The 24,322-nt window shown below is 68.5% G+C and carries 26 protein-coding genes, 1 tRNA gene and 1 other RNA gene; 17 read left to right on the top strand and 11 right to left on the bottom strand.

The genetic code is table 11. From position 1 onward, the window contains the following. The first annotated feature begins 103 nt into the window (after positions 1-103). From C457_RS05295 to C457_RS05275, 5 genes are all read left to right on the top strand, one after another. Positions 104-1,132: an NAD(P)/FAD-dependent oxidoreductase gene (locus C457_RS05295; RefSeq protein WP_008092605.1), complete on the top strand. Its 1,029-nt coding sequence runs from the start codon at positions 104-106 to the stop codon at positions 1,130-1,132. Positions 1,133-1,254: 122 nt separating this feature from the next. Next, positions 1,255-2,457 carry a DUF4382 domain-containing protein gene (locus tag C457_RS05290; protein WP_049913409.1) on the top strand — a complete coding sequence of 401 codons (1,203 nt, stop codon included), beginning with the start codon at positions 1,255-1,257 and terminating at the stop codon, positions 2,455-2,457. Between the two features lie 179 nt (positions 2,458-2,636). Then, positions 2,637-2,707, top strand: a tRNA-Gly gene (locus C457_RS05285). Between the two features lie 113 nt (positions 2,708-2,820). Then, the gene (locus tag C457_RS05280) at positions 2,821-3,591 is read left to right on the top strand and encodes an SDR family oxidoreductase (protein WP_008092602.1); all 771 of its coding nucleotides are present in this window, start codon (positions 2,821-2,823) and stop codon (positions 3,589-3,591) included. Positions 3,592-3,790: 199 nt separating this feature from the next. After that, complete coding sequence (locus tag C457_RS05275; protein WP_008092600.1) at positions 3,791-4,063, top strand: twin-arginine translocase TatA/TatE family subunit; 273 nt, start codon at positions 3,791-3,793, stop codon at positions 4,061-4,063. A gap of 167 nt (positions 4,064-4,230) precedes the next feature. Here C457_RS05275 and ffs read toward each other — a convergent pair. Then, positions 4,231-4,542: signal recognition particle sRNA (ffs, locus tag C457_RS19420), an RNA gene on the bottom strand. A 150-nt stretch (positions 4,543-4,692) separates the two neighbouring features. Then, positions 4,693-5,106, bottom strand: coding sequence for a DUF7548 family protein (locus tag C457_RS05270; protein ID WP_008092598.1), 414 nt, complete (start codon positions 5,104-5,106; stop codon positions 4,693-4,695). A gap of 93 nt (positions 5,107-5,199) precedes the next feature. Here C457_RS05270 and C457_RS05265 point away from each other — a divergent pair, with 93 nt between their 5' ends. From C457_RS05265 to C457_RS05255, 3 genes are read left to right on the top strand one after another with little or no spacing between them, the layout of a single operon-like run. Further along, complete coding sequence (locus tag C457_RS05265) at positions 5,200-6,351, top strand: thiolase family protein (protein WP_008092597.1); 1,152 nt, start codon at positions 5,200-5,202, stop codon at positions 6,349-6,351. Next, complete coding sequence (locus tag C457_RS05260) at positions 6,351-6,728, top strand: OB-fold domain-containing protein (protein ID WP_008092595.1); 378 nt, start codon at positions 6,351-6,353, stop codon at positions 6,726-6,728. Before C457_RS05265 ends, C457_RS05260 begins: the two co-directional genes overlap by 1 nt. A 40-nt stretch (positions 6,729-6,768) precedes the next feature. Next, positions 6,769-7,236, top strand: a complete 468-nt coding sequence (locus C457_RS05255; protein ID WP_008092593.1) for a hypothetical protein — start codon at positions 6,769-6,771, stop codon at positions 7,234-7,236. A gap of 39 nt (positions 7,237-7,275) precedes the next feature. Here C457_RS05255 and C457_RS05250 read toward each other — a convergent pair whose 3' ends face one another. The 3 genes from C457_RS05250 to C457_RS05240 all read right to left on the bottom strand — a co-directional run bounded on the left by C457_RS05250 (position 7,276) and on the right by C457_RS05240 (position 10,067). Next, complete coding sequence (locus C457_RS05250) at positions 7,276-8,079, bottom strand: DUF7547 family protein (protein WP_008092591.1); 804 nt, start codon at positions 8,077-8,079, stop codon at positions 7,276-7,278. 71 nt (positions 8,080-8,150) lie between these two features. Next, the gene (locus C457_RS05245) at positions 8,151-9,239 is read right to left on the bottom strand and encodes an NADH:flavin oxidoreductase/NADH oxidase (protein ID WP_008092590.1); all 1,089 of its coding nucleotides are present in this window, start codon (positions 9,237-9,239) and stop codon (positions 8,151-8,153) included. Positions 9,240-9,302: 63 nt separating this feature from the next. Further along, positions 9,303-10,067, bottom strand: coding sequence for a carbon-nitrogen hydrolase family protein (locus tag C457_RS05240; protein ID WP_008092589.1), 765 nt, complete (start codon positions 10,065-10,067; stop codon positions 9,303-9,305). Between the two features lie 118 nt (positions 10,068-10,185). Between C457_RS05240 and C457_RS05235 the strand changes: the two genes are divergently transcribed. After that, the gene (locus C457_RS05235) at positions 10,186-11,445 is read left to right on the top strand and encodes a HEAT repeat domain-containing protein (protein WP_008092588.1); all 1,260 of its coding nucleotides are present in this window, start codon (positions 10,186-10,188) and stop codon (positions 11,443-11,445) included. Between the two features lie 126 nt (positions 11,446-11,571). Next, positions 11,572-13,260, top strand: coding sequence for a phospholipase D-like domain-containing protein (locus tag C457_RS05230; protein WP_008092586.1), 1,689 nt, complete (start codon positions 11,572-11,574; stop codon positions 13,258-13,260). A gap of 27 nt (positions 13,261-13,287) precedes the next feature. Here the strand turns inward: C457_RS05230 and C457_RS05225 are convergent, their stop codons facing one another. Continuing rightward, positions 13,288-15,189, bottom strand: coding sequence for a DHH family phosphoesterase (locus C457_RS05225; RefSeq protein ID WP_008092584.1), 1,902 nt, complete (start codon positions 15,187-15,189; stop codon positions 13,288-13,290). 104 nt (positions 15,190-15,293) lie between these two features. Next, entirely contained in the window at positions 15,294-16,148 is an 855-nt protein-coding gene (locus C457_RS05220) for a fructosamine kinase family protein (RefSeq protein ID WP_008092582.1), read from the bottom strand. Positions 16,149-16,250: 102 nt separating this feature from the next. Here C457_RS05220 and C457_RS05215 point away from each other — a divergent pair, with 102 nt between their 5' ends. Together C457_RS05215 and C457_RS05210 are read left to right on the top strand one after the other, a co-directional pair. Beyond that, positions 16,251-16,736, top strand: a complete 486-nt coding sequence (locus tag C457_RS05215; protein WP_004977600.1) for a Mov34/MPN/PAD-1 family protein — start codon at positions 16,251-16,253, stop codon at positions 16,734-16,736. Further along, a complete protein-coding gene (locus C457_RS05210) occupies positions 16,733-17,161 on the top strand; it encodes an adenylyltransferase/cytidyltransferase family protein (protein ID WP_008092579.1) in 429 nt (142 codons plus the stop codon). Before C457_RS05215 ends, C457_RS05210 begins: the two co-directional genes overlap by 4 nt. 124 nt (positions 17,162-17,285) lie before the next feature. Here the strand turns inward: C457_RS05210 and coxB are convergent, their stop codons facing one another. After that, complete coding sequence (gene coxB / locus C457_RS05205; protein ID WP_008092577.1) at positions 17,286-18,047, bottom strand: cytochrome c oxidase subunit II; 762 nt, start codon at positions 18,045-18,047, stop codon at positions 17,286-17,288. A gap of 162 nt (positions 18,048-18,209) precedes the next feature. Here coxB and C457_RS05200 point away from each other — a divergent pair, with 162 nt between their 5' ends. The 4 genes from C457_RS05200 to C457_RS05185 all read left to right on the top strand — a co-directional run bounded on the left by C457_RS05200 (position 18,210) and on the right by C457_RS05185 (position 21,016). After that, on the top strand, positions 18,210-19,616 hold the full coding sequence (locus C457_RS05200; RefSeq protein WP_008092576.1) for a heme o synthase: 1,407 nt from the start codon (positions 18,210-18,212) through the stop codon (positions 19,614-19,616). Positions 19,617-19,639: 23 nt separating this feature from the next. Further along, the gene (locus tag C457_RS05195) at positions 19,640-20,299 is read left to right on the top strand and encodes a DUF7546 family protein (RefSeq protein WP_008092575.1); all 660 of its coding nucleotides are present in this window, start codon (positions 19,640-19,642) and stop codon (positions 20,297-20,299) included. Positions 20,300-20,365: 66 nt separating this feature from the next. Next, on the top strand, positions 20,366-20,599 hold the full coding sequence (locus C457_RS05190; RefSeq protein WP_008092573.1) for a SelT/SelW/SelH family protein: 234 nt from the start codon (positions 20,366-20,368) through the stop codon (positions 20,597-20,599). A gap of 12 nt (positions 20,600-20,611) precedes the next feature. Beyond that, positions 20,612-21,016 (top strand): metal-dependent hydrolase, encoded by a 405-nt coding sequence (locus C457_RS05185; RefSeq protein WP_008092571.1) that lies wholly within the window; start codon positions 20,612-20,614, stop codon positions 21,014-21,016. 45 nt (positions 21,017-21,061) lie between these two features. Here C457_RS05185 and C457_RS05180 read toward each other — a convergent pair whose 3' ends face one another. Continuing rightward, positions 21,062-22,084: an aldo/keto reductase gene (locus tag C457_RS05180; RefSeq protein WP_008092570.1), complete on the bottom strand. Its 1,023-nt coding sequence runs from the start codon at positions 22,082-22,084 to the stop codon at positions 21,062-21,064. A 52-nt stretch (positions 22,085-22,136) separates the two neighbouring features. Continuing rightward, positions 22,137-22,364, bottom strand: coding sequence for a hypothetical protein (locus C457_RS05175; RefSeq protein WP_008092568.1), 228 nt, complete (start codon positions 22,362-22,364; stop codon positions 22,137-22,139). 79 nt (positions 22,365-22,443) lie between these two features. Between C457_RS05175 and C457_RS05170 the strand changes: the two genes are divergently transcribed. Next, positions 22,444-23,442, top strand: coding sequence for a Gfo/Idh/MocA family protein (locus C457_RS05170; protein ID WP_049913403.1), 999 nt, complete (start codon positions 22,444-22,446; stop codon positions 23,440-23,442). 32 nt (positions 23,443-23,474) lie between these two features. Here C457_RS05170 and C457_RS05165 read toward each other — a convergent pair. Beyond that, positions 23,475-24,322: PQQ-dependent sugar dehydrogenase (locus tag C457_RS05165; RefSeq protein WP_008092564.1), on the bottom strand; the 848-nt coding region annotated here is incomplete at its 5' end.

Here is a 24,322-nt window from a genome sequence, read left to right as displayed (position 1 = left end):
TCGGGCGTCGGGCAGAATCGTGTTGTTTGCTAACTCGTTTCGGGTGGATGCCGGCCGCGCACAGGTGATGTGGGCTTAAGAGCGCCGCGACGAATTCCCGTGTATGACTGAAATCGACGAACCACGGGAGTACGAGGTTGTCGTCGTGGGCGGCGGCCCCGCGGGCCTCCAGACCGCGCTCTACACGACGCGACTGGGCCACGACACCGCGCTCGTGGACCGCGGCGGCGGCCGCGCGGCCATGATGCTCGACACGCACAACGTCATCGGCGTCACCGAGGACGTCTCTGGCAACGAGTTCCTCGAAACCGCGCGCGGGCAACTCGAAGACTACGGGACCGACATCCACCGCGACTTCGTGACCGACGCGGAACGGTTGGACGACGGCCGGTTCCGCCTCGTCGGCAACGAGGGCGAGTTCGTCGCCGACCGCGTCGTCCTCGGCGTCGGCTTCAACGACGAGCGCCCCGACCCGCCGCTTCCCCGCACCGGGAAGGGCCTGCACTACTGCCTGCACTGCGACGCCTACATGTTCGTCGACGAGTCGGTGTACGTGATGGGCCACTCGGACTCCGCGGCCTACGTCGCCATGATAATGCTCAATTTCACCGACGAGGTGGACCTGCTGCTCCGCGGCGACGAGCCGACGTGGTCCGACGAGACGGACGAACTCGTCCGCGCGCACCCCGTCGACATCGTCGAAGCGGAGATTTCGGGCATGACGAAGCGCGACGACGGCTGGCTGGAGAGCTTCGAGTTCGAAGACGGCACCGTCCGCGAGTACAAAGGCGGCTTCGCGATGTACGGCTCGAGCTACAACACGACGCTGTTCGAGGCGCTCGACGTGGAGCTCAACGACGACGAGACGGTCCCCGTGGACGACCACGGCCGGACCAGCGCCGACGGCGTGTTCGCGGTCGGCGACATCACCCCCGGTCACAACCAGATTCCGGTGGCGATGGGCAAGGGCGCAAAGGCCGGCATCGCCATCCACATGGAGCTCCGCGAGTTCCCCAAGAGCCTCGACGAGATTCGCGCCGAGGGCGCGGTGAGCGTCGACGACGTGCCCGGCATCTCCCCCGGACTGCTCGACAAGGCGAAACGGTTTAACGAATCACACGCGGACGACTGAGGCCGTAATTCGGCGAAATTCGGTGAAAACCGAGGCGTACGAACACCCCTCTAAAGTTCTCTCGGCCAGTACGGTCTCTCACGATGAAACGTACTGGACTTGCGACTGTCTTGCTCGCGCTCATGGTCGTACTGGCCGGCTGCGCGGGCGGGACCGGCACGCTGACCGAGACGCAGACCGACGGGGCCGCCGACGCGACGACGACCGCGTCGTCTGACGGCGACGCCGCCCGGACGGGGACCGTGAACTTCTACGTGAGCGACGAGCAGAACGCCATCGCGGACTTCGAGCACGTCAACGTCACCATCGAGCGCGTGACGCTCGTCCGCGCGGACGGCGACGCCGAGTCGGAGAGCGAGGTCGAAACCGAGGACGCGGAATCCGAAGCCGACGAGAACGACACGGACGCCGACGCGGAGGCGAACGCGAGCGTCGAGGTCGAACTCGAAGCCAACGCGACGGCGAACGCGACGAACACGTCCGTCTCGACCAACGGGTCGGTCGACGCCGACGCCGACGCCGAGGTCGAAGAATCGGCCGACGTGAACGACACCGACGCGGCCGAGGGCGAGTCGAGCGTCACCTACGAGGTCGACAACGTGACCGTCGACCTGACCGAACTGCAGGGCGAAAACGCGAGTCTCGTCGGCGAGTACGACGTGCCGGAGGGCAACTACACGAAGGTCTTCGTGCACGTGGGCGACGTGAACGGGACGCTGAAGACCGGCGAACAGGTCAACGTGAAGCTCCCGAGTAACAAGCTTCAGCTCAACACGGACTTCGAAGTCGGCAACGGCGAATCCGTTGACTTCGTCTTCGACATCACCGCGTTCGAGGCGGGCAACAGCGGGAAGTACATCCTCAAGCCCGTCGTGAGCGAGTCGGGGACGGACGTGCCGATTACGAAGGTCGGCGCGGAGAAGAAGGCCGAGGCGGAGGCGGAAGCCGAGGCCGAGGGTGACGCGAACGCCGAGGTCGAAGCGGGCGAAAACGGGACCGATGACGGCGAGCGCGCCGAACTCAACGCCGAGAGCGACCTCACCGTGAGCTTCGACGGGAACGTCTCCGCCGGCGAGAACGTGACGGTCGTCGTCACGCGGAACGGGGCGCCCGTGGAGAACGCGACGGTGACGATAAACGACGAGACCGCCGGCACGACCGACGCCGACGGTGAGTTAGGCATCGCCATCCCCGACGAGCGAGACGTGACGGTGGTCGTCGTCGACGGGGAGACCGAATCCGAGACGGAGTTCGAGTTCGAATTCCTCGGGAGCGCCCCCGACAGCCCCGCTGGGGGCGGCGAATCGCCCTCCCTCGTCGCCTGACCGAAAAGGTAACATCCTTATTGGGGCGTCGAGAATGAAGGGATAGACGCGACGTTCGCGCGCACCGGTGTCTCGGCCGAGCGAAGCGAGGCCGAGGCTCGGTGCGCGAGTGAGGGACGAACGAGTGCACCGGTGTTGAGACGGACTCCGTCCGTCGATGCACGGTGCGAATGAAATGAGCACCGGTGGTCTAATGGTAAGACATTGGCCTTCCAAGCCAATTATCTGGGTTCGATTCCCAGCCGGTGCATCTTCTTCGGACCGCTGTTCGCCACGGAGAGCGTTCAGCGACTCTCACTTCGTCGGAACTGGCGGCTATCCTTAACTATCGTTCCCTCCATATTCGTGTGAGGTGTATTACAGATGAGTTTACTCGACGGCCGCGTCGCGGTCGTCACCGGCGGTAGCTCGGGTATCGGACGGGGAATCGCGCTGGCCTACGCCGAGGCGGGCGCGGACGTGGTTGTCTGCGACATCCGCGAAGAGCCGAAGGAAGGCGGCGCGTCGACCCACGAGAAAATCGAATCGGACACCGACTCGTCGGCGACGTACGTCGAACTCGACGTGACCGACCCGGCCGCGTTCGAGGAGGCGATGGACGCCGCCGAGGCGTTCGGCGGCGTGGACGTGATGGTGAACAACGCCGGCATCTGGCGGCCCGAAGACTTCCTCGAAGTCACCGAAGACGAGTTCCAAGAGATGATGGACATCAACCTGAAGGGTGTGTACTTCGGGGCGCAGGCGGCCGCAACGCGGATGGTCGAATCCGGCGGCGGGAGCATCATCAACATCTCTAGCGTCAACGGCATCTTCGGCAATGGCAACTACCCGTCGTACAGCGCGTCGAAGGGGGCCGTCCGGACGCTCTCGTACTCGCTCGCCCACGGACTCGGCGGGGACAACGTCCGGGTGAACGCGATTCACCCCGGCGCTATCAAGACGAAAATCGGTCCCGAAGGGGCCGAGGAGACGAGCGAGGAACAGATGGCGCAGTTGAACGCGATGATTCCGCTCGGTCGGCAGGGCGAACCGGACGACGTGGCCGGCGTGGCGGTCTTCCTCGCCAGCGACCTCTCGAAGTACGTCACCGGCGAATCCATCGTCGTCGACGGCGGCTGGACCAGTTGGCGGTGACGCGGGGCTGGCCCGTGGCTGACGCGGTCAGTTCCGAGGTTGAGACGGGACCGATGCGCGGTTGACGCGGTCGGTCCGACGCTCGGTCCGTCGTGCCGCTCGAACGTCCATGAGCCCCCGAAATACGCGGACTACGGCGACTTCGGGGCTCAATCCCGGACCGTCTCTCTTATCTTCCCCCCGAACGTAACCGAACGTAATGCTGGATTCCATTCCACTGTTCCCCGGACTCCCGGGCGGCCCAGAACTGCTCATCGTCCTGCTCATCATCGTCCTCCTGTTCGGCGCGAACAAACTCCCCCAACTGGCCCGGTCGTCGGGCCAGGCCATGGGCGAGTTCCGCCGCGGCCGCGAGGAGATCGAAGACGAACTGAAGAAGGGCGCAGAGGAAGGCGAGAACGACGACGACGAAGAAGACGAGACCGAGGCTGAGGCCGAAGCGACCGAGACGGAAGCCGAGAACAAACAGTAAGCGTCTCCCCCGGGGGAACAGACCCCTTGTGCGGTATTTCAGTTCGCCGAGTACCGACAGTCGCGCGTGCGGTACGTGCCGCCGGAGCGAGGGCTCTTGGACTCTATACGTCGAATCCGCGACCGAGAGACCGGTCGGTCGGCGGGTAACTACGATGAGGTATGAATGGGTGGACAGCGAGGTTGCCCGGCGTTCCGACGTGGGGAATCCCGGTTGCCTCCTCCACCCCGCGATCCCTCGAGCGACGCACGTCCGATGGTCCGCTGCTCGCTTCCGCGCCTGGCGGGGTACCACCGATGAACCGCGCGAACCCTTCCCTGCGGAAGGGGTACGCGGAGCCGCTGTCCCCGAAGGACGAGGTTTCTACGTTGGCTTCCGGGGCCCGCGCCGGTCTGACCGGACGCGCCCGTGTTCGGTCCCCGCTGAAGACCTATTTCGCGGGTAGAGAGCAGGGCCTAACTGCCCGACCTAGTCCACTTCCTCATTATCCATCGACTGTTAAGGGCCTTTCGACTCGGATGCGGTAAAATCGGGGGACACCGTCGGGGTGGTTCGACGCGGCGCTCCGAGAGCGGAGCGCGAGAAAACGAGTCAACACCGGCATCGACTCCGGCACCGCCGACGCCGGCTTACAACACGCCGCGGGCGTACCACGCGCCGCCGACGAAGGTGACGAACGCGGCGGCCACGACTGACCAGCGGTGGTAGGTGAGCCACGAGTACTGCTGGTCGAAGCTGAACAGGAGCGTCGGGTCGATGGAGAACGACCACAGCGCGGCGATGCCGAGCATCGAAAGCGAGAGGACGAAGGCGAGTCCGGCGGCCGTCGCCGGGTCGGTCCGCTCCTGTCTGCCGGAGAGGAAGACGATGGTTTCGAGAAGCGCGAGCATCCCGACGAACGAGATGCCGACCGGGCCCGCGGCGTAGTAGGCGGCCACCTGTCCGTCCCCGCCCTCGATGGCGACGGCGGGAACCGCGACGGCGATTGCGAGGAGCAGCGCGCCGACGATTCCGACGGCCGGCGCGAGGCGTTCGGCGTCCATGGCCGGTCGTTCGGGCGACCGACTGATAAACGGTTTGAGACGTGCCGGCGAGGGATTGCCCGGTTTTAAATCGCGCTGCGACGACGTGCGCGTATGGACCGCGTAGCGATTATCGGTGCATCGATGACCCAGTTCGGGCAGCGAGACGCGTGGATTCGCGAACTGCTCGCGGAAGCGGGACAGGCCGCCCTCGCGGACGCCGACGTCTCGCCCGACGAAATCGAGCACCTCTACGTCTCGAACATGGCGAGCGGCGAGTTCGAGGGCCAGACGGGCGTGCCGAACGCCCTCGCTCACGACCTCGCGGCGATGCCCGCCTACACCGCCCGAATCGACCAGACCTCGTCGTCCGGCGGCGCGGGCGTCTACGCCGCGTGGCAGTCGGTCGCCTCCGGCGCGTCCGACATGACGATGCTCGTCGGCGGCGAGAAGATGACCCACCGCTCGACCGCCGAGGCGACCGACGTCATCGCCTCGCTGACGCATCCGGTGGAGTACAAACACGGCGTGACGCTCCCCTCCTTCGCGGGGCTGACCGCACGGCTCTACCTCGACACCTACGACGCCCCGCGGGAGTCGCTCGGGAAGGTCGCCGTCAAGAACCACAAAAACGGCGTCGACAACCCCCACGCCCAGTTCCGAAAGGAGGTCGACCTCGACACCGTCATGGACTCGCCAATCGTCGCCGACCCGCTTCGCCTCTACGACTTCTGTCCCATCACCGACGGCTCGGCGGCGCTCGTCTTCTGCCCCGAGTCGGTCGCCCGCGAGTACACCGACGACTACGCCGTCATCTCCGGCATCGGCGGCGCGACCGACACCCACGTCGTCCACGAGCGCGCCGACCCGACCACGATGGGCGGGGTCGTCAACTCCTCTGAAATCGCCTACGAGATGGCCGACCTCGAACCCGACGACATCGAGGTGGCTGAACTCCACGACATGTTCACCATCCTCGAGTTCCTCCAGTCGGAGGACCTCGGCTTCTTCGAGAAGGGCGAAGGCTGGAAGGCGGTCGAGGAGGGCGTCACGGACCGCGACGGCGACCTCCCCATCAACACGTCCGGCGGCCTGAAGTCGAAGGGCCACCCCCTCGGGGCCTCGGGCGTCGCGCAGGTGTACGAGATTTACAAACAGCTCATCGGTGACGCAGGCGAGCGGCAGGTCGACGCCGACGTGGGCCTCGCGTGCAACGTCGGTGGCTTCGGCAACTGCGTGACCACGACCATCATGGAGTCCCGATAATGTCCGACGACGTACCCGCGATGGAGGCGTACCGCTACCCCGACGGGAGCATCACCTACCCCGGCCACCCGGTCGGTCCCGGCGGCGAGGAACCGGTCGGCACGGTCGACCTCAGCGACTACACGGCGACGGTGCTGACGTGGACGAAATCGACGGCGACACCGCCGGGCGTCCGCCAGCCCAACACGCTCGCCATCGTCGAGTTCGACGTGGACGGCGAGCCCGTCCGAGCCATCGGGCAGGTCACTGGCGAGGACGACGTCGACATCGGCGACGAGGTTCGACCGGTCTACTGCGAGGAACTCCGCGAACCCGGTGCGGGCATCCGTGAGCCCGCGAGTCAGGAGTGGGACGGCTACCGCTTCGAACCGCGCTGAGCGGGCGAGTGTTGATATAACTACACCTTCTATCTCCCGTATGAACCGCACCAGCGGCGTCTCCTTCGCGCGCGACGCGGCGGTCGCCACGGCGGTACTGGCCGGGCTGTACGGGCTCGGCTACGGCATCCAGTTCCAACCGTTCCAACTGCCGACGTACCTGCTCATCGTCGGCTTCGACGCTCTCGAAGTCGCGTTCGGGTCCGCGGGTGCGGGCTACGACCTGCGTTTCGCCGCCTATCTCGTCGGCCTCGGCGTCGTCGCCGCGGGCGTCTCCCGTGTCGTCCGCGGGAAGTCGAAGACGGCCGGGCTCGCATGGTGGCGCGTCGGCGTGGCGTCGGCGCTGGCGGTCGTGGGCGTCATCTCGCTGCTGTTCGCGCTGTTGGTCCTCGTCAACGGCGTGCAGTTCACGCCCGTCCTCGTGACCGGCGGCGCGGGCATCGCGCTCCTCGCGCTTGCGGCGTGGGTCGGCGACCTGGTTCGCGTGGACGTTCGACCGGCGCGGTAACCGGGAATCGCTCGGCACGGAGGGCGCGTGTTCCGCCGCTCAGCGGTCGCTCGGCTCGTCGCCCGCATCGGCGTCGGACCCGTCACCGTCGTCGTCGCCCTTTACCTCGCGCTTAATCGACTCCAGCTCGGCGTCGACGTCGACTTTGGGTCCGTCGCTCTCGTCGTCCCCGCCGTCCGGGTCGGCCTCTTCTGTCACGTCGATTCGGACCGGCCCCGTGCCGACCGGTTCGGCGTCGCTTGAGACGCGGCTCTCGTCGCGGGAACGCCGGGCGTCGTCACGCCGTTGCCACTCCGATTCGAACGTTCGTTCGTCCTCGCGCCAGCGACGCTCTCGGGTCGTTCGCTCGCGCTCGGCCTCGGTGATTCGCTCGTCGAGTTCGTCGGCGAGCGAGCGGGCGCGGTCCATCACGTCGCGCGCCTCGGGGTTCGTCGGCAGGTCGGCCTCCGACAGCGCGTTTCTGAGTTCGTCGAGGGCGCGGTCGACGCCGGAGACGGCGCTCTTCGGGACGTTTCGCATCCGGGACTCCGTCTCGCTTCTGGCGTCTTCCATCGCGCGGCCGGGGTCGGACAGCCGCATGAGACGGCGGAGGAGTTCGAGGGAGGCGATGGTCGCTTCGAGGACGGCGATGACCGTCGGGATGGTGTACGACTCGGTGAATCGCAGTACCTCACCGAACGTCGGCGGACGCGGGGGCCGAAAGCGGTCGTCGCCGGTGACGCGTCGGCCGCGGCCGCGGTTGCGGTCGCGCTCCTCGCGGAGTTCCGCGCCGAGTTCGTCGAGCGTGTCCCCGAGTTCGTCGAGTAAATCGAGGATGTCGTCGTCGCGTCGTCGGTCGCTCATGGCCAACGGTTGGGTCGCCGCGGGGATAAGCGTTCGAGGGGTGGCGAACCCGCGCGGGTCGAGGTCGACCCCTACCGGCGCGGGACCGCGCGCTGGTACTGCGGCGGCCACTCCGCGTCGGCGTCGAGTTCCTCGGCGGCGTGGAGCGCGAAGTACGGGTCGCGAAGGTGCTCGCGGCCGACGATGGCGAGGTCGGCTCGCCCGTTGCTGACGACTTCGTCGGCGTGGCGGGCGGTTCGGATGCCGCCGACCGCGCCGACCATCATGTCGGTCTCCTCGCGGATGACCTCCGCGAAGGGAACCTGATAGCCGGGGCCGGTGTTCGGAATGCGCTGGTCGGGGTGGATGCCGCCGGCACTCACGTCGACGAGGTCGACGCCGAGGTCGTCGAGGTCGGCCGCGAGGCGGACCGACTGCTCGATGTCCCACGACTCGCGGTCGTCCAGCCAGTCGGTCGCGGAGATGCGGACGAAGACGGGCTTGTCGTCAGGCCAGACCTCCCGGACCGCTTGCGTGACCTCGCGGAGGAGCCGCGTCCGGTTCTCGAAGGAGCCGCCGTACTCGTCGTCGCGGTGGTTCGTGATCGGCGAGAGGAACTCGTGGAGGAGGTAGCCGTGGGCCGCGTGGACCTCGGCGATTTCGAAGCCGGCGTCGAGGGCGCGCTCGGCCGCGGCGCGGAAGTCGTCGACGACGCCTTCGATTCCGTCGGTCGAGAGCTTCCGGAGCGGCGGGGCCTCGCCCTCGTAGGGCCACGGCACGTCGCTGGGGGCGACGGTGGTCCATCCGCCGTCTTCGGGCGCGACCGGCTCGCTCCCCTCCCACGGCCGGGACTTGCTCGCCTTTCGGCCCGCGTGGGCGAGTTGGATTGCCGGTACGCTCCCCATCGACGAGACGAACGAGGTTATCTGCTGAAGCTTCTCGACGTGGTCGTCCGACCAGATTCCGAGGTCGTTCGGCGAGATGCGACCCTCAGGGGAGACGGCCGTCGCCTCGGACATGACGATGCCCGCGCCGCCGACGGCGCGGCTTCCGAGGTGGACGAGATGCCAGTCCTCGGCGAACCCGTCGGTCGAGGAGTACTGGCACATCGGCGAGACCATGATTCGGTTCCGAACCTCGGTGTCGCGGAGCGAAAGCGGCGTAACGAGCGTGTCCGTCATCGACCCCGATTGGGCGGGGGCGGAAAAACCCCCCTCGGTTCCGGTGATGCAGTCCGGTTTCGGCTACTCCACCGACCCGACGAACGCGCGCTGTTCGGCGAGCAGGTCGCGGTCGAGCGTCCAGACGAGGTCGCGCTCGCCGCGGTTCAGCGCCGCCGCGACGACGCCGTCGGGACGAACGACGAGCGAGCGACCCGCGTACTCCGAGGTATCGGACCCGGAAACAGACCCGCTCCCCGTCCGGTTCGCGCCGACGAGCCACCGCACCCCGTCGAGGGCGCGGGCGCGACAGAGCAGTCGCCAGTTCGTCGAGTGAGCGGCGGGCCACGCGCCGACGACGAACAGGGCGTCGATTCGCTCGTCGGTCAACGCGGCGCTGTCGCCGACGAAGTTCAGGTCGTAGCAGGTGAGGAGTCCCGTCCGTCCGGCGGGTGTGTCCGTGACGACGAGTTCGTCGCCCGGCGTGACGACCTCGGATTCGCCGCCCCAGAGGTGCCGCTTCCGGTAGACCGCGGCGGAGCCGTCGGGACGGACGTAGGCGGCCGCGTTGTAGAGCGTCTCGCCGTCGCGTTCGAGGTAGCCCGCGAGCACGTCGAGTTCGTTGTCGGCGGCGACGGACGCGAGGAAGTCGGTCGCGCGCTCCCGGGGTATCGCGCCGCTGAAGGCGCGGCTGTCCGCGACGAAGCCCGTGAGCGCGTACTCGGAGAACAGCGCGATGTCGACCGACTCGGAGAGGTCGGCGGCGCGGGCGCGCACGTCATCCTCGTTTCGCGCCGGGTCGAGGTCGAACGCCGCGCGCTGTGGCACGGCGATGGTTGGACCGGTCACGCTCGGAGGAACGGATGGGCCGCGAAAAAGTGGCCCGGATAGTATCGGCGGTCGGTGCCACCCGGAGACGCGAAGCGAAGGGAAACGCTCTTTTTACAGTCGAACGGACTTCCGGCATATGAGTGACGGGGACGACGACACGACAGAACTCTCGCCCGAGAGCTTCGACGAGCGCCTGACCGAGGCCGAGGAGGCTCTCGAGGCGGCCGAGACCGAAGCCGACCTCGACGAGGTCGAGGCCACGCTCGACGAGATCGAGGCCGACGTGGAGGCCGCGGACCTGCCCGAACCGGACGACGAAGACGAGGACGACCCCGCCGAGGAACTCGAATCGCGCCTGTCCGACCTGCGCGACGAACTCGAATCCCAGCGCGGTCCCTACGCCGAAGACGCCGTCGAAACGCTCGAAGAGGCCAAGTCCACCATCGCAGACACCCGGTGGACCGAGCAGGGCGAAGGCGAAATCGTCGCCGCGGTCGAGACGTTCGCCGACGAGTTCAACGGCGTGCTCGACGCGAGCGTCTCCGTCGACGGCGACGACGAGGACTCCCTCACCGCCGCCGTCGACGACGCTGTCTCGGCCGTCGAAGCGGCCGACCTCGACGCCGACGAGGACGCAGAAACCATCGCGGACCTCATCGAGGTCGCCGACGGCCTCGCGGACGGCCTCGACGACGCCCAGGAGTGGGACGACCTCGAAACCCGCGAGAAGCTCCAAGTGCAGGGCTTCTACGACGTGCTCGGCCACTACAAGGACTACCCGCCGGAGCTGTCGGCGCTGAAGGAACACGAAAAGCGCGGCAACGTCGAGATGATTGCCCTCGCGTTCGAGAGCTTCCAGTCCGACTTCATGCAGGAGTACTGCATCGAGGCGTTCACGCGGATGAACGACGACAGCGCCTACGAGACCATCGAGGGGCAGGCCAAGCGCCGCGACAAGGGCGTCATCAAGGCCATCGGCAAGATGGCCGCCGAGGAGGGCGTCGAGATGCTCGTCGACTACGTCGACACCGACAGCGACCCCGCGCTCCAGAAGGTCGTGTTCAAGGCGCTCGGCGAAATCGGCTCCGAGGAGGCGACCCAGCCCATCGCGAACAAGCTCGTCACCGAGAACGACAACGTCCGCTCGGCCGCCGCGCGCGCGCTCGGCCTCATCGGCGACACCCGCGCCGTCGACCCGCTCTCGGACGTCGTCGCCGACGACGACGTGGACTCCGTCCGCGCCAGCGCCGCGTGGGCGCTCCGACAGATCGGCACGGAAGACGCGCTCGAAGCGGCCGCCGGCTACGTCGACGACCGCTCGTTCCTCGTCCAACGCGAGGCCGAACTCGCCGCCGAGTTCCTCGGCGACGACGTCGAAGCCGAAGCGACCGTCTGAGGCCGCACGACGACGCGACACCCTCGCGGTTCTGCGGTTCTCCTCTCGTGTTCTTTCTCTCGCAACCGCTCGCGCTGAGCCACCGGTCGCGAACGTTTTTGTAGGGTGACGCGACCACCGCGTGGTGTGTCTCGTCGCGCCCTCGCCGCCGCGCTCGCCGCCTCGCTCGTGGTCCTGCTCGCGGCCGTCGTTCCCGCGCCGATAGCGGCCGCGCCGGGCGAGACGAACGCGACGAACGCGCCCGACTCGGCTACCCCCGCCAACCCGTCGGCGTCCGGCGGCCCTCGAATCGTCTCCGCGCTGCCCGACCCGGCGACGCCCGACGACCGCGGCGAGTTCGTCGCCGTCGCCGCGCCCGCGGGAACCGAACTCTCGCTGTCCGACGGCGAAGACACCGTCTCGTTCGCCGCACCCGGCGGGACGGTCGCCGTCGCCGCCGACCCGGACGCGGCGGCGAACCTGACCGACCACCCCGTCGTCGCGCCCGGCCTCGACCTCGCCAACGGCGGCGAGACGGTCACGCTCCGCGTCGTCGGTGACGACGGCTACGAAGGGAGCGTCAGCGCCCCTATCGAAGGCGGAAACGGCGTCGTCGCCGACCGCCTTACCTACGACCGGAGCCACGAGGGCGCGCTCCTCGAACGCCGGGACGGCGCGTGGTCGTGGTGGCCGCGGTCCCTCCCCCGACGGGACGTCGCGACCCACGGCCCCGCGAACGCGACGCTGTTCGTCCTCCCGGACTCACCCGAGCGCCCGGTCTCGACGCTCCGGTCCGCGGACGAGCGGATTCTGCTCGCCGGCTACGTCGTCTCCTCCGCGCGCGTCGCCGACGAACTCGTCGCCGCCCGCGAGCGCGGCGTCGCCGTGTCGGTGCTGGTCGAAGACAGCCCGGTCGGCGGCTTTCCGCGGCGGTCGGCGCGGGTCCTCGACCGCCTCGTCGACGCCGGCGTCTCGGTCCGCGTCGTCGGCGACCCGCACTCGTTTCACCACCCGAAGTACGCCGTCGTCGACGACGCGGCGCTCGTGATGACCGAGAACTGGAAACCGGCCGGAACCGGCGGGCGAAAGAGCCGCGGCTGGGGCGTCGTCGCGCGCTCTCCGAGCGTCGCAGCCGACCTCGCGACCACCTTCGCTGACGACGCGGCGCTCCCGGAGACGGTCCCGTGGGAGACGTACCGAGTCGGTCGGTCGTTCGTCCGCACCGAGTCGGCGAACGGCTCGTATCCCTCCCGCATCGCGCCAGAGTCCGTTCGGGTCGACCGCGTCGCCGTCCTCCGCGCGCCCGACAACGCCGAGTCCGCGGTCGTCTCTCGACTCGACGCCGCCGACGCCCGAATCGACGTGCTACAGCCGACCGTCGAGGCCGGCGGGCCGTTCGTTCGCGCGCTCAAGCGCGCCGCCGACCGCGGCGTCCGCGTTCGGCTCCTCCTCGGGAGCGCGTGGTACGTGGAGGAGGAAAACCGCGCGCTCGCGGAGCGGTTGAACGAGTGGGCCGACAGGGCTGGAAAGCCGCTTTCGGTCCGCCTCGCGCGACCCGGCGGCCGGTACGGCGCGATTCACGCGAAGGGCGTCGTCGCCGACGACACCGCGCTCGTCGGCAGTCTCAACTGGAACCGACACTCGGCCCGCGAGAACCGCGAAGTCGTCCTCGCGCTGTCGGACCCGGCCGCCGCGGCGTACTTCCGCGGGGCGTTCGCGGCGGACTGGCGAGCGAGCGGGCGCGGGGCGGAGTCGAAGCCGGGGCTCGTCGCCGCGGCCGCCCTCGCGGTCGTCGTCGGAGTCGCGGCGCTCAGGCGACTGGAGTTCGAAGAATAAGTGTCCGCGTGAGCCGCGACTGCGACCTTACGCCGTCGTCGACAGCTCTTCGTCGATGTCGGCTTCGGCCATCTTCTCGACGAGGCTGTCGATGACCTCCTCGCGCATGCCGCTGACGAACTTGATGGAGCCGACGACGAGGTGGCCGCCGCCGGAGACGCCGCCTCCGACGACTTCCTCGTTCAGTTCGGCGACCATCCGCGGGATGTCGAGGCGGACGCCGTCAGAGCGGAGGACGGCGAAGTCGGGACCGTAGCCGATGGTGATGACCGGCTCGCCCGTCTCCTGGACCTTGCGGTCGTGGAGCTTGCCCGTGGTCTTGCCCGGCGCGGGGTAGGTAAAGCGGTGGGCCCACTTGTCGAGGTCGATGCGGTAGAGGTTGGCCCCGCTGTCGAGGCGCTCGTGTTCGAGGTGCGGTTCGGCCGCTTCGAGCTGACGGTCCACGTCGCGCTCGGCGCGCGTCGAGAGGAACTCGACGAGCTCGCGGTGTCGCTCATCGTCGTCGCAGCCGACGTTGAGCACGTCGTTGACGATGGACGCGCCGTCGTTGTAGCGCAGCCAGTGGGCGGCGTAGTCGAGCGCCTCGCCAACGTCGAGGAGCTGTTCGCGGTCGTAGCCCTCGTCCTCGGCGAGCGCGATGTAGTTGTCCATGACCTCCGCCTTCGAGCGGTCCGACAGCCCGGCGACGGCGGGGACGTGACGGAGTTCGTCGGTCACGTCGGGGTGAATCATCCGCGCGAGTTCAACGCACATCATGCCGGTCGTGATGCGGTAGTCCTCGTCGTGGAGGTACGGGTTGACGTGCGCATCGAGGAGGTGGTTGACCGCCTCGGGGTCGGGGTGGTGGTGGTCGACGACGGCGATGGGCACGTCGTAGTGCGCGAGGTTCTCGTAGGCGGGCACGTCCTCCTCGGTCGACCCGTTGTCGAGCATGAGCAGGAAGGGGAGCCGCTGGCCGTGGCGGGCGCGACCTTCGAGCGCGAAGTTCAGGTCGCGGGTCACGTCCTCCATCTCGTAGAACGGGGCCTTGCTCGGCAGGCGCTTGAACAGGTGACGCGGCGCGTCGGGGTCGTCGTGGACCTCGGTGATGAGCCGTTCGAGGGCCAGCTGGACCGGAACGGACGCGCACATGCCGTCGCCGTCGGCGTGGTGGCGGACGCGAATCGGGCGGCCTTCGAGGACCGTCCGGCGGAGCAGGCGGGCCACGTCTTCGAGGTCGCCGCGGAGCTTCTCGAACGCCGGCCACTCCACGAGCGGTTCGACCGGCTCGGGCTCGGCGCGCTCGTCGAGCGCGGCGTCGATGCGCTGGCGGGCGTCGGCCGCGGTCTCGTCGTCGAGAACGGTCAGACCGTCGACCTCGAGCTGGCGGGTCCCCTCGTGGTCTTCGACGGTGCCGGCCATGCGGACCACGTCGTCGAGGTCGACTTCGGGGAACGCGCGGACGCCGGCCTCTTCGAAGGCGGCGGCCGCGACGATGCCGGAGTCGTCGGCGATGCGGAAGACGGTCGGACCGCCGGTCTGCTTAATCTGCGTGACGACGCCCTCGACCGTGACCGAATCGCCGACTGTAAGGTTGGAGATAGGCGTGATGGTCGGTTCGTGGTCGACGGTCAGCGTGCGGTAGTCGTCGGGCGTTTCCTCGGCGAACGCGATGTCGCCGTTCTCTCGGACGGATTCGAGGCGGACGACCAGTCGGTCGCCGACCTCGTAGTCGGTCGAGAGATTGGACTCGTGGATGAGACCGGAGACGGAGTCGGAGATGTCGACGAAGATACCGTACTCCACGACGCCGTTGACGACGGCGTGGTAGTAGGCGTCGGTCTCGACGTCGTCGGCGGTACAGTTCGGTGCGAGATCGTAGACGATAGGTCGTGCGTCCGAATTCGGACCCGAGTCGTCGCCGGAATCCCCGGCGTGCTCGTCGCTCATGGTCCCGCTAGGTTAGGGGGTAGTGTTAAGCTTTACAAAAGCATCTCACGTGCGCGACCGGTTCCCACGACTCGATTCGCCCCGAACACTGCGGGGACTGGGCGTCAGTACCCGAGTTCGTCAAGCGCGTCTTCGACCGACGGGACGTAGTCTCCTCCGAAGACGCGGACGTGTTCGAGAAGGGGAAACAGCGCGTAGACGGGCGAGCGCTCCTCGAAGAAGCCGTCGGCGATGGGTCGTGACTCGTCGTAGGCGTCGAAGAAATCGTCGCCGGCGGCGTCGAACCAGTCGATGTAGGCGAGTTCGACCTCGGGGTGGCCGTAGTAACACGCCGGGTCGAGGAAGGCGACGACGCGGTCGCCGCGGACGCGGAGGTTCGCGCCCCAGACGTCGCCGTGGACGAGTCGCGGGGCCGCCGGCTCGACGAGGAGCGCGTCGAGGTCGCCCGCGACCGACTCGATTCGCTCGGCGGTCGCGTCCGGGAGTCCCGAATCGAGCGCCGCATCGGTCCACGGGAGGAGGCGCTGGTCGCGGAAGAACTCGACCCACGAGTCGGTCCACGGGTTCGGCTGACGGTACGGGCCGGAGAGCGTGTCGTAGGGGAAGCCGAACGCCGGCGCGGTCGTCTCGTGGAGCGCGGCGAGGTGGACGGCGAGGTCGCGCTCGGCGGCGGGAGTCAGGTCGGACGTCCCCTCGACGTAGTCGAGGACGAGCAGGCCGGGGTCGGCGTGGTGGACCGCGGGGACCGGGAGCCCGGCGGAACCGAGCGAGTCGAGCATCGCGGCCTCCACGTCGAGCGGCGTGTCGCCGACCTTGGCGACGACGGGGTCGTGCCCGTCGAAGTCGAGACGATAGACGCGCCCGACGTGCCCGCCGTCCAGTTCGGTCGTCGCGGTCGGCGGCGCGTCCGCGGAGAGCGCGTTCGTCACGCGGGCGACGAGGTCGGAATCGAGCGTCACACCGGAGTTCGGGCGAGCGCCGACCTCAGTATGGCGGTTCCGTTCCGGCGATCGACTCGGCGTTCCGGAACCCTTAGATGGAGCGCCCGCGGACGGTTCGGTATGCGACTCTTCCGGTCGCGGGAGGTCGTCGGCATCGCCGCCGACGCCCTCGACTTCGCGCTCGAAGCCTCTGCGGAGACGCATCCGAACGAGTACATGGGACTCCTCCGCGGCGAGGACGCCCGCCGACTCGGCGTCGACCGCGACGGCTACGTCGTGACGGACGTGCTCATCATCCCGGGGACCGTCTCGGACCCCTACAGCGCGACCGTCAGGAACGACCTCGTGCCGAACGACTTCCGCGCCGTCGGGTCGATTCACTCGCACCCGAACGGCGTCCTCCGACCGAGCGACGCCGACCTCGACACCTTCGGGAGCGGCCGGGTCCACATCATCATCGGCGCGCCCTACGGCCTCGATGACTGGGAGGCGTTCGACCAGTCGGGCGAGGTCCGCGACCTCGACGTGCTCGACGTCGACCTCCCCGACCCCGAATCGTTCTTCGACTTCACGCAGGACGACATCGACGCGGAGTTGGACCGATGAGACGGGTCATCGCCCAGGGGACCTTCGACATCCTCCACCCCGGTCACGTCCACTACCTCTCGGACGCCGCGTCGCTCGGCGACGAACTCCACGTCATCATCGCCCGCGGCGAGAACGTGACGCACAAGCCGAAGCCGATACTCGACGACCGCCAGCGCCGCGACATGGTCGCCGCGCTCGACGTGGTCGACGAGGCGCACCTCGGCCACGCCGAGGATATCTTCGTCCCTATCGAGAAAATCGACCCCGACGTCATCGTCCTCGGCTACGACCAACACCACGACGAGTCGGGCATCAAAGCCGCCCTCGACGCCCGCGGCATCGACTGCGAGGTCACGCGCGCGACGCCGCGCGAGCAGCGCCACGACGACGAACTCCTCTCGACGGGCCGCATCATCGACCGCATCGTCGAGCGGCGCTGTTGAGACCTCGCCCGTCTTCGACGCACGACCCGATTCGCCGACGTTTCGAAGCGTTCTCTGACGGCCGAACGCGACGAGCGCGAGCGTCGTCACTCGGCGGGGAGTGTCGAAAGAGAAGGGAGGTCCGTTACTGCGTGGAGTTCGTCGCGGTGGAGTTCGAAGACGAGGACGACGACTCGCTGTTGGCCGACTGCTGCTCGTCGAGCCAGTTCTGGTACTCTTCCTGCGAGACGACTTCGACGGTGAAGTACATCTGAGAGTGCGCGACGCCGCAGTACTCAGTACAGTAGCCCTGGTAGGTGCCCTCCTCGTAGGCGACGGTCTTGATGGTGTTCGTCGAACCCGGCATCGCGTCCTGCTTGAGGCCGAGTTTGGGGACGTGGAATCCATGTATCACGTCCGTTGCAGTCACCTGGAAGTAGACCGGGCGGTCCTTGGGGATGACAATCTCGTTGCCGGACGTGAAGTTACCCTCTTCGGGGTAGTACATGTTCCAACCCCACTGGTAGGCTTCGGCCGTGACGACGACCGGGTCGTCGTCCATGGCGATGTCGTTGCCCTGGTGCGTGACGTTTTCGTTGGCCAGCACGCCGTAGGAGGCGACGCCGACGAAAAGCAGGATAATCGCTGTCGCGATGGTCCACGTGATTTCGAGCCGGCGGTTCTCCTTGGTCGGCAGTGCGCGCTCGCTGTTGCGGAACTTGATGACCGTGTAGAGGAGGATGACCTCCACCAGCACGGTAATCGGGATAGCGACGTACAGCAGCTTCCCGTTGAGCTGGTTGATAAGTTCCGACGTGGCGGACGCCTGCGCGGCGGCGGGGGTGGCAACGAGCGCCATCACGACCGTCGCGAGCAGGGACGCGAGCGCGAAACGCGTCTTTCTCATGCTGAGCGAGACTTAGGAACAACCGCATAAATGCATACCGACTCTCGGCCCGCCGTTTATCAACCCGCCCCCGCCATATCGCGGGGAGCGGCACCCGAACGCGAGGCGGAAAAGCGCGGGTCCTAAATACGGGACGGCCCAACAGGCCCGTAGGTGAATTTCGTGGCCACGAATCGCGATTCGAACACGTTCCACGGCCTGCTCGCCGCGACGGCGATGGGCGTCTATCTGCTTCTCATCGTCGGCGCGACGACCGCGCTCACGGACGCGACCGCCGCGTGTAGCGCCTGGCCCGCGTGCGGAGACGGCTTTTCGCTCCCCGCGACGCTCGACGGCTGGGTCGCCCTCGGTCACCGCGTCGCGGCCGTCCTCGTCGGTCTCCTCACGCTCGCCACGCTCGTCTCGGCGTGGCGAACCGACACGTCCCGCCGGGTGAGAGCAACCGTCACTGCGTCGGCGGTGCTCTACCCCGCACAGGCCGGTCTCGGCGCGGTCGTCGCCACCGTCGGCGTCGGCCCCGCGCTCTCGACGCTCCACTTGGTTCTCGGGATGGTCATCTTCGGCGGCTTCGTCGCCGCGCTCGCGTGGACGCTCGAAGCGGCCACCGGCGACCCCGACGACGCGCCGGTCGGCACCCCGTCGATGAGCCCCCCGACCGACGACGGCGAGCGACCGCCGGTCCCGACCGAACCTGTCGCCCGCGCGAAGGCGACGGTCAACGCGTACTTCCGGCTCATGAAGCCGCGGCTGATGTGGCTCCTCTGTCTCGTCGCGTCGGCGGCGATGGCGCTCGCCGGCACCGTCTCGCCCGGCCTCACGCCCGAGGTCATCGCGGCGACACTCGGCGGCGGCGTCCTCTCTATCGGCGCGTCCGGCACGTTCAACCACGTTCTCGAACGCGACGTGGACCGCCGGATGCAGCGGACGAGCGACCGGCCGCTTGCGGTCGACCTCGTGCCCGTCCGCAATGCCGTCGCGTTCGGCCTGCTTCTGACGGTCGCGTCGGTGGCGCTGTTCGCGTCCGTCAACTGGCTCGCGGCCGTCCTCGGCGTCGTCGCTATCGCCTTCTACAGCGTCGTCTACACGCTCATCCTGAAGCCAAACACGGTCCAGAACACCGTCATCGGCGGTGCGGCCGGCGCGCTTCCGGCGCTCATCGGCTGGGTCGCCGTCACCGGCGACGTCGGCCTCGGCGGCGTCGTCCTCGCCGTGGTCATCTTCCTGTGGACGCCCGCGCACTTCTACAACCTCGCGTTGGCCTACAAGGACGACTACGCCCGCGGCGGCTTCCCGATGATGCCCGTCGTCCGCGGCGAGACCGAGACGCGAAAACACATCCTCTGGTGGCTCGGCGCGACGCTCGTCGCCGCCGCCGGCCTCGCGGTCATGGACGCTCTCGGGGTCGTCTACCTCGTGACGAGCATCCTCTTCGGCGGCGCGTTCCTCTACTTCGTCGTGCGCCTGCACTACGAGCGCGACGACACCGCCGCGTTCCGGGCGTTCCACGCCTCGAACGCCTACCTCGGCATGCTGCTCCTCGCCATCGTCGTCGACACGCTCGCGCTCTGAGCCCCGACCGCTACTCCCCACACATGGCAACCGCATCCGCACTCCCCCGCCCCTCGCGGGCCAGTCTGCTCCGCGCCGCCTTCGCCGTGAACACGACGCTGATCCTAGCGTTCGTCTACCTGCTTTTCACCGAGGCGAGCGTCGGCGCGCCGCGCTACGCGCTCTACGGCGTCGCGTGGGTCATCGTCGGCCTCTGGGTCATGTTCGACACCGACGTCGCGCCCGCCTCCGCCGCGACGAAGCGCAAGGCGGCCGTCGTCGCGGTCGGCTACTTCGCGCTCCTCGCGGTCGCCGGCGGCCTCGTCACCTCACCCGTGCCCGGCGGCACGAACGGCGTCCGCGTCGCCTTCCTCCCGCCGGGGTGGGGCCCGGCGCTCGTCTACGGCGGCGACCTGTTCAACCTCGTCCTCATGCCGGCGCGCGTGGTCGGCTACGCGGCGCTCGCGTTCCTCGTCTACGACACGGTCGTCGAGGCGGCGGGCGCGGCCGTCTCCGGGGTCGTCGGCCTGTTCTCTTGTGTCTCGTGTTCGTGGCCCATTCTCGCGTCGGTCGCCACGAGCGTCTTCGGCGGCGGGACGGCCATCGCCGCGACCGTGACGACGCTCTCGTACGACCTCTCGACGCTGGTCTTTCTCGTCACCGTCGTCTTGCTCCGGTGGCGACCCGGCTTCGGGACGTCGTAGTGACGGTCCCAGGAGCGCTCGCGGCCCGCCCCCTCGCTTTTACGCGCTCGCCGTGAACGTCCGGTCATGACAAGCGTCGAAATCGAATACTGCGTTCCCTGCGGCTTCCTCGACCGCGCCGAGCAACTACAGCACGCGCTGCTCGAACAGTTCGGCGACCGGCTCGACCGCGTGGCGCTCGTGACGGGCGACCACGGCGTTCTCACCGTCACCGTCGACGGCGAGCGCGTCTGGGACAAGTCGGAAGACGAGTTCGACCCGGACCTCGTGCTCCGGCGGGTCCGCCCGCACGTCGACTGAACGGGGCGGGACGTGAAGTCACTCGAACACGCCGTCGTCGGGGCGGTCGCCGGGGCAGTCGCCGCGGTCGCGTTGGACCCGCCGGGGAGCCTGCCGCTTCTCGTCGCCGGCGCGGTCTTCGTGAGCGTCTTCATCGACCTCGACCATTTCGTCATCGCCCGCGTCCAGCGCGGCGACTGGGCGAACCTGCGGCTCGCGGTGACGAACCCGCGGGTCGGCCTCCTCGACCAAGAGCGGGTGTTCGAGGAGTTCGACACCGAGTTCAATCGCAAGCGACTCCTGAGCCACCACCTCGTCGGCGGCGTCGCCGTCGGCGCGGTCGCGCTCTCGGGACTCGGGTCGCTCGCGGCGTTTCTCGCGGTCGTGCTCTACGTCCACGTCGTCTGCGACTACCTGCGAGACCTCGGCATCGCGTGAAAAGAGTCGCAAGCTGGTCCGGTCGCCCGCGTCGCCCGCGGTCGCTTAGTGGCCCCAGCGCCGACCGTCTTCGTCGTAGCGGGCGTTCATGATGCGCTCCCACTGGTCGGTCGAGATGTCCACGTCGGCCGCGCCGACGTTCTCGTCGAGTTGGTCGGTCGTCCGCGCGCCGACGATGGGAACGACGGTCGCCTCGGGGTAGTCCATCAGCCAGCGGAGCGCGACCTGCGCGGGGCTGGCATCGACTTCGTCGGCGACCGCGCGAATCTCGTCGAGCACCTTCCAGCCGCGCTCGGAGACGTAGAACCGGTCGAACCGCTCGTCGAACGACCCGCGCGCGCCGTCGGGCGCGACGTACTCGGTCGGGTCGTCGGAGTCGGTGCGCTCGTACTTGCCCGTGAGGAAACCGCCCGCGAGCGGCGAGTACGGACAGACCGCGATGTCCTGGTCGCCGCACGCGTCGAGGTAGTCTTTCACGTCCTCGTAGTAGCCGGCGTGGAACAGCGGCTGGGTCACGTCGAAGCGGGCGTAGTCGTGCACGTCGGACTTCCACAGCGCCTTCGTGAGCTGCCACGACGCCATCGTGGACGCGCCGAGGTAGTTGACCTTCCCCTCCTCGACGAGGCCGTTGAGCGCCCGGAGCGTCTCCTCGATGGGCGTCTCCTCGTCCCAGCGGTGGATGTAGTAGAGGTCGAGGTAGTCGGTGTCGAGGCGGTCGAGCGTGCCCTCGATCTGGTTGCGGATGTGGGTCCGCGAGAGGCCGCGACCGTTGGGGTTGTCCTCGTCGAACGGGAAGTACACCTTCGAGGCGAGCACGTAGTCCTCGCGGTCGCGCTCGGCCAGCCAGTTGCCGATGTACTCCTCGGAGGTGCCGTTCGGGTTGCCGTAGACGTTGGCGGTGTCGATGAAGTTCCCGCCGCGCTCCTCGAACGCGTCGAGGAGTTCGTGGGCCTCCTCCTCGTCGGTCTCGAGGACGCCGCTGTTCTTTCGACCGAATCGCCACGTGCCGAAGCACAACTCAGAGACGCGGGTGCCGGTCGACCCGAGTCGTCGATAGTCGAGGCTCATGGTCGATGCCACGACGGCGGGCGACTAAAGCGTGCGAGTAGCGGCGAGACGCTCAGCCTTGTTCGTCGGCGTCGGGCGATTCGGCGCGGGTCGCGTCCGTCTCGAACTCGAACAGTCCGCGCGCGACCGGCGCGCCGCCGAGCGCGAGCGCGAGGAGGAGCACCGCGAACCCGACGGTGACGAACCCCTGCGACGGGTTCTCGGCGAGCGACGTGACGTGGAGGGCCACCCCGACCAACGCGAGTACGACGGCGAACCGCTGGAGGACTGCGTCGTCCATGGCCGACCCACACGAGCCACCCGGGAAGCCCTTGCGACTCGCCCGCACGCTTTTGCGGCTTCCGCGCGACTACTACGCCATGTTCAGAGTCGCAGGTATCGGCCTCGGAAGCCTCGGCGTGCTGGAGTGCCGCTTGCTCAACGAACTGGAGGGCGTGCGCGTCGTCGCCGGCGTCGACCCCGTAGACGAGGTGCGCGAGCGGTTCGGAGACGAGTTCGACGTGCTGACCTACGAGACGACCGAGGAACTGCTGGACGCCGAGTTCCTCGACGCGGTGACCATCGCCTCACCGCACACCAAGCACTTCGACCAGGCGCTCGCGGCGCTCGACGCCGACCTCCACGTCCACCTCGAAAAGCCGATGGTGACCGACCTCGGCGGCGCGCGGGCGCTCGTCGACCGCGCCGAGGAGCGCGGCCTCACCCTCGCGGTCGGCTACCAACGCCGCTTCGACCCGCGGTTTCACGAACTCAGGCGCGTCATCGACAGCGGCCGCATCGGCGACCCGCACATGGTGGTCTGCCACCTCGAACAGGAGTGGATTCGCTGGACGAAAGACGAGTGGCGCGGCGACCCGTCCCTCTCGGGCGGCGGCCAACTGTACGACTCGGGGTCGCACCTCCTCGACGCGGTGCTCTGGGTGACGCGCTCGAAACCGGTGACGGTCGCCGCGGCGGTCGACCACCGCGGCCACGACGTGGACGTGAACTCGGCGCTCGCGGTCGTCCTCGACCGCGACGGCGACCGCCTCACCGCGAGCGTGGGCGTCTCCGGCGACGGACAGAGCGTCCCCGACCCCGGCGAGTCGCTCCGCGTCATCGGCACCGAGGGGATGGTCGCCTTCGACGGCGAGACCATCGAGGTGGCCGAGGGGGGGATGACCTACACCGCCACGCCGCCGACGCCCGACTTCGAGGAGTTGACCCGGAAGAAGCTCCGGAACTTCGTGGACGCCGCGCGCGACGAGGCCGACCTCGCCATCCCGGCCGAGGACGCTCTCCACGTGACCGCGCTGACCGAGGCTGCCTACGAGTCGGCGACGACGGGCAGGCGAGTCAACGTCGACGGCGACGCCTGAGTCGCGGACGCTGGAACGACTTGCCCCCGACCTCAGACGCCGGTCAGCCGGTTCAGCGCGCCCGACGACCCGGTGACAATCGGCCGGTCGCTGGTGCAGACGTACAGTTCGCCGTCGGGGGCGCGGCCGAACGCGAGGACGTTCGTCCCCCCGTCGTCGCGGTCCGTCACGGGAATCTCCGCGATGTCCCACGGCCGCGACTCGCTCGGGCGGGCGGCGAACAACCGTCCCTCAGACTGCCAGTCGGCGAAGACGTACGCGCCCGAGAGCGCCGAAATCGACTCGCCGCGGTAGACGTGGCCGCCGATGACGGCCACGCCGGACGGTCCGTCCCCGCTGTGGGGGTACTCCAGCACCGGGTCGAGAAGCGGTGCGCCGTCGGGCGTCTCGGTCGGGCAGTCGTCGGCGCGGAAGCAGTGTGCGCCCTCGCGAACGTTCCAGCCGTAGTTGCCGCCGCGCTCCAAGAGGTTCACCTCCTCCCACGCGCCCTGTCCCACGTCGGCGACGTAGCAGTCCTCGCCGTCGAACGAGAGCCGCCACGGGTTTCTGAGCCCCCACGCGTACTGCTCGTCGAGGCCGTCGGAGCCGACGAGCGGGTTGTCCTCGGGGATTCCGTACGGCCGGTCGTCGTCGCCGGAGACGCCGCCGGTGGAGTCCACGTCGATGCGGAGGACGCTCCCGAGGAGGTTCTCGGTCACGTCCTGTCCGTTGCCGCCCGGAACGGCGTCGTACCAGTCGTCGACGTGGCCGCGTCCCTCGTCGTTCGCGCCGCCGCCGTCGCCCGTGGCGACGTAGAGATAGCCGTCCGGACCGAACGCGACGGCTCCGGCGTTGTGGTTCGACTGGGGCTCGGGGCTGTTTCTTATACACATCTCTGATG

It is taken from the genome of Haloferax prahovense DSM 18310 (assembly GCF_000336815.1).
GTDB lineage: Archaea > Halobacteriota > Halobacteria > Halobacteriales > Haloferacaceae > Haloferax > Haloferax prahovense.
The sequence above is the reverse complement of the archived record's forward strand: the minus strand, read 5'-3'. Positions and strand labels throughout refer to the sequence as shown.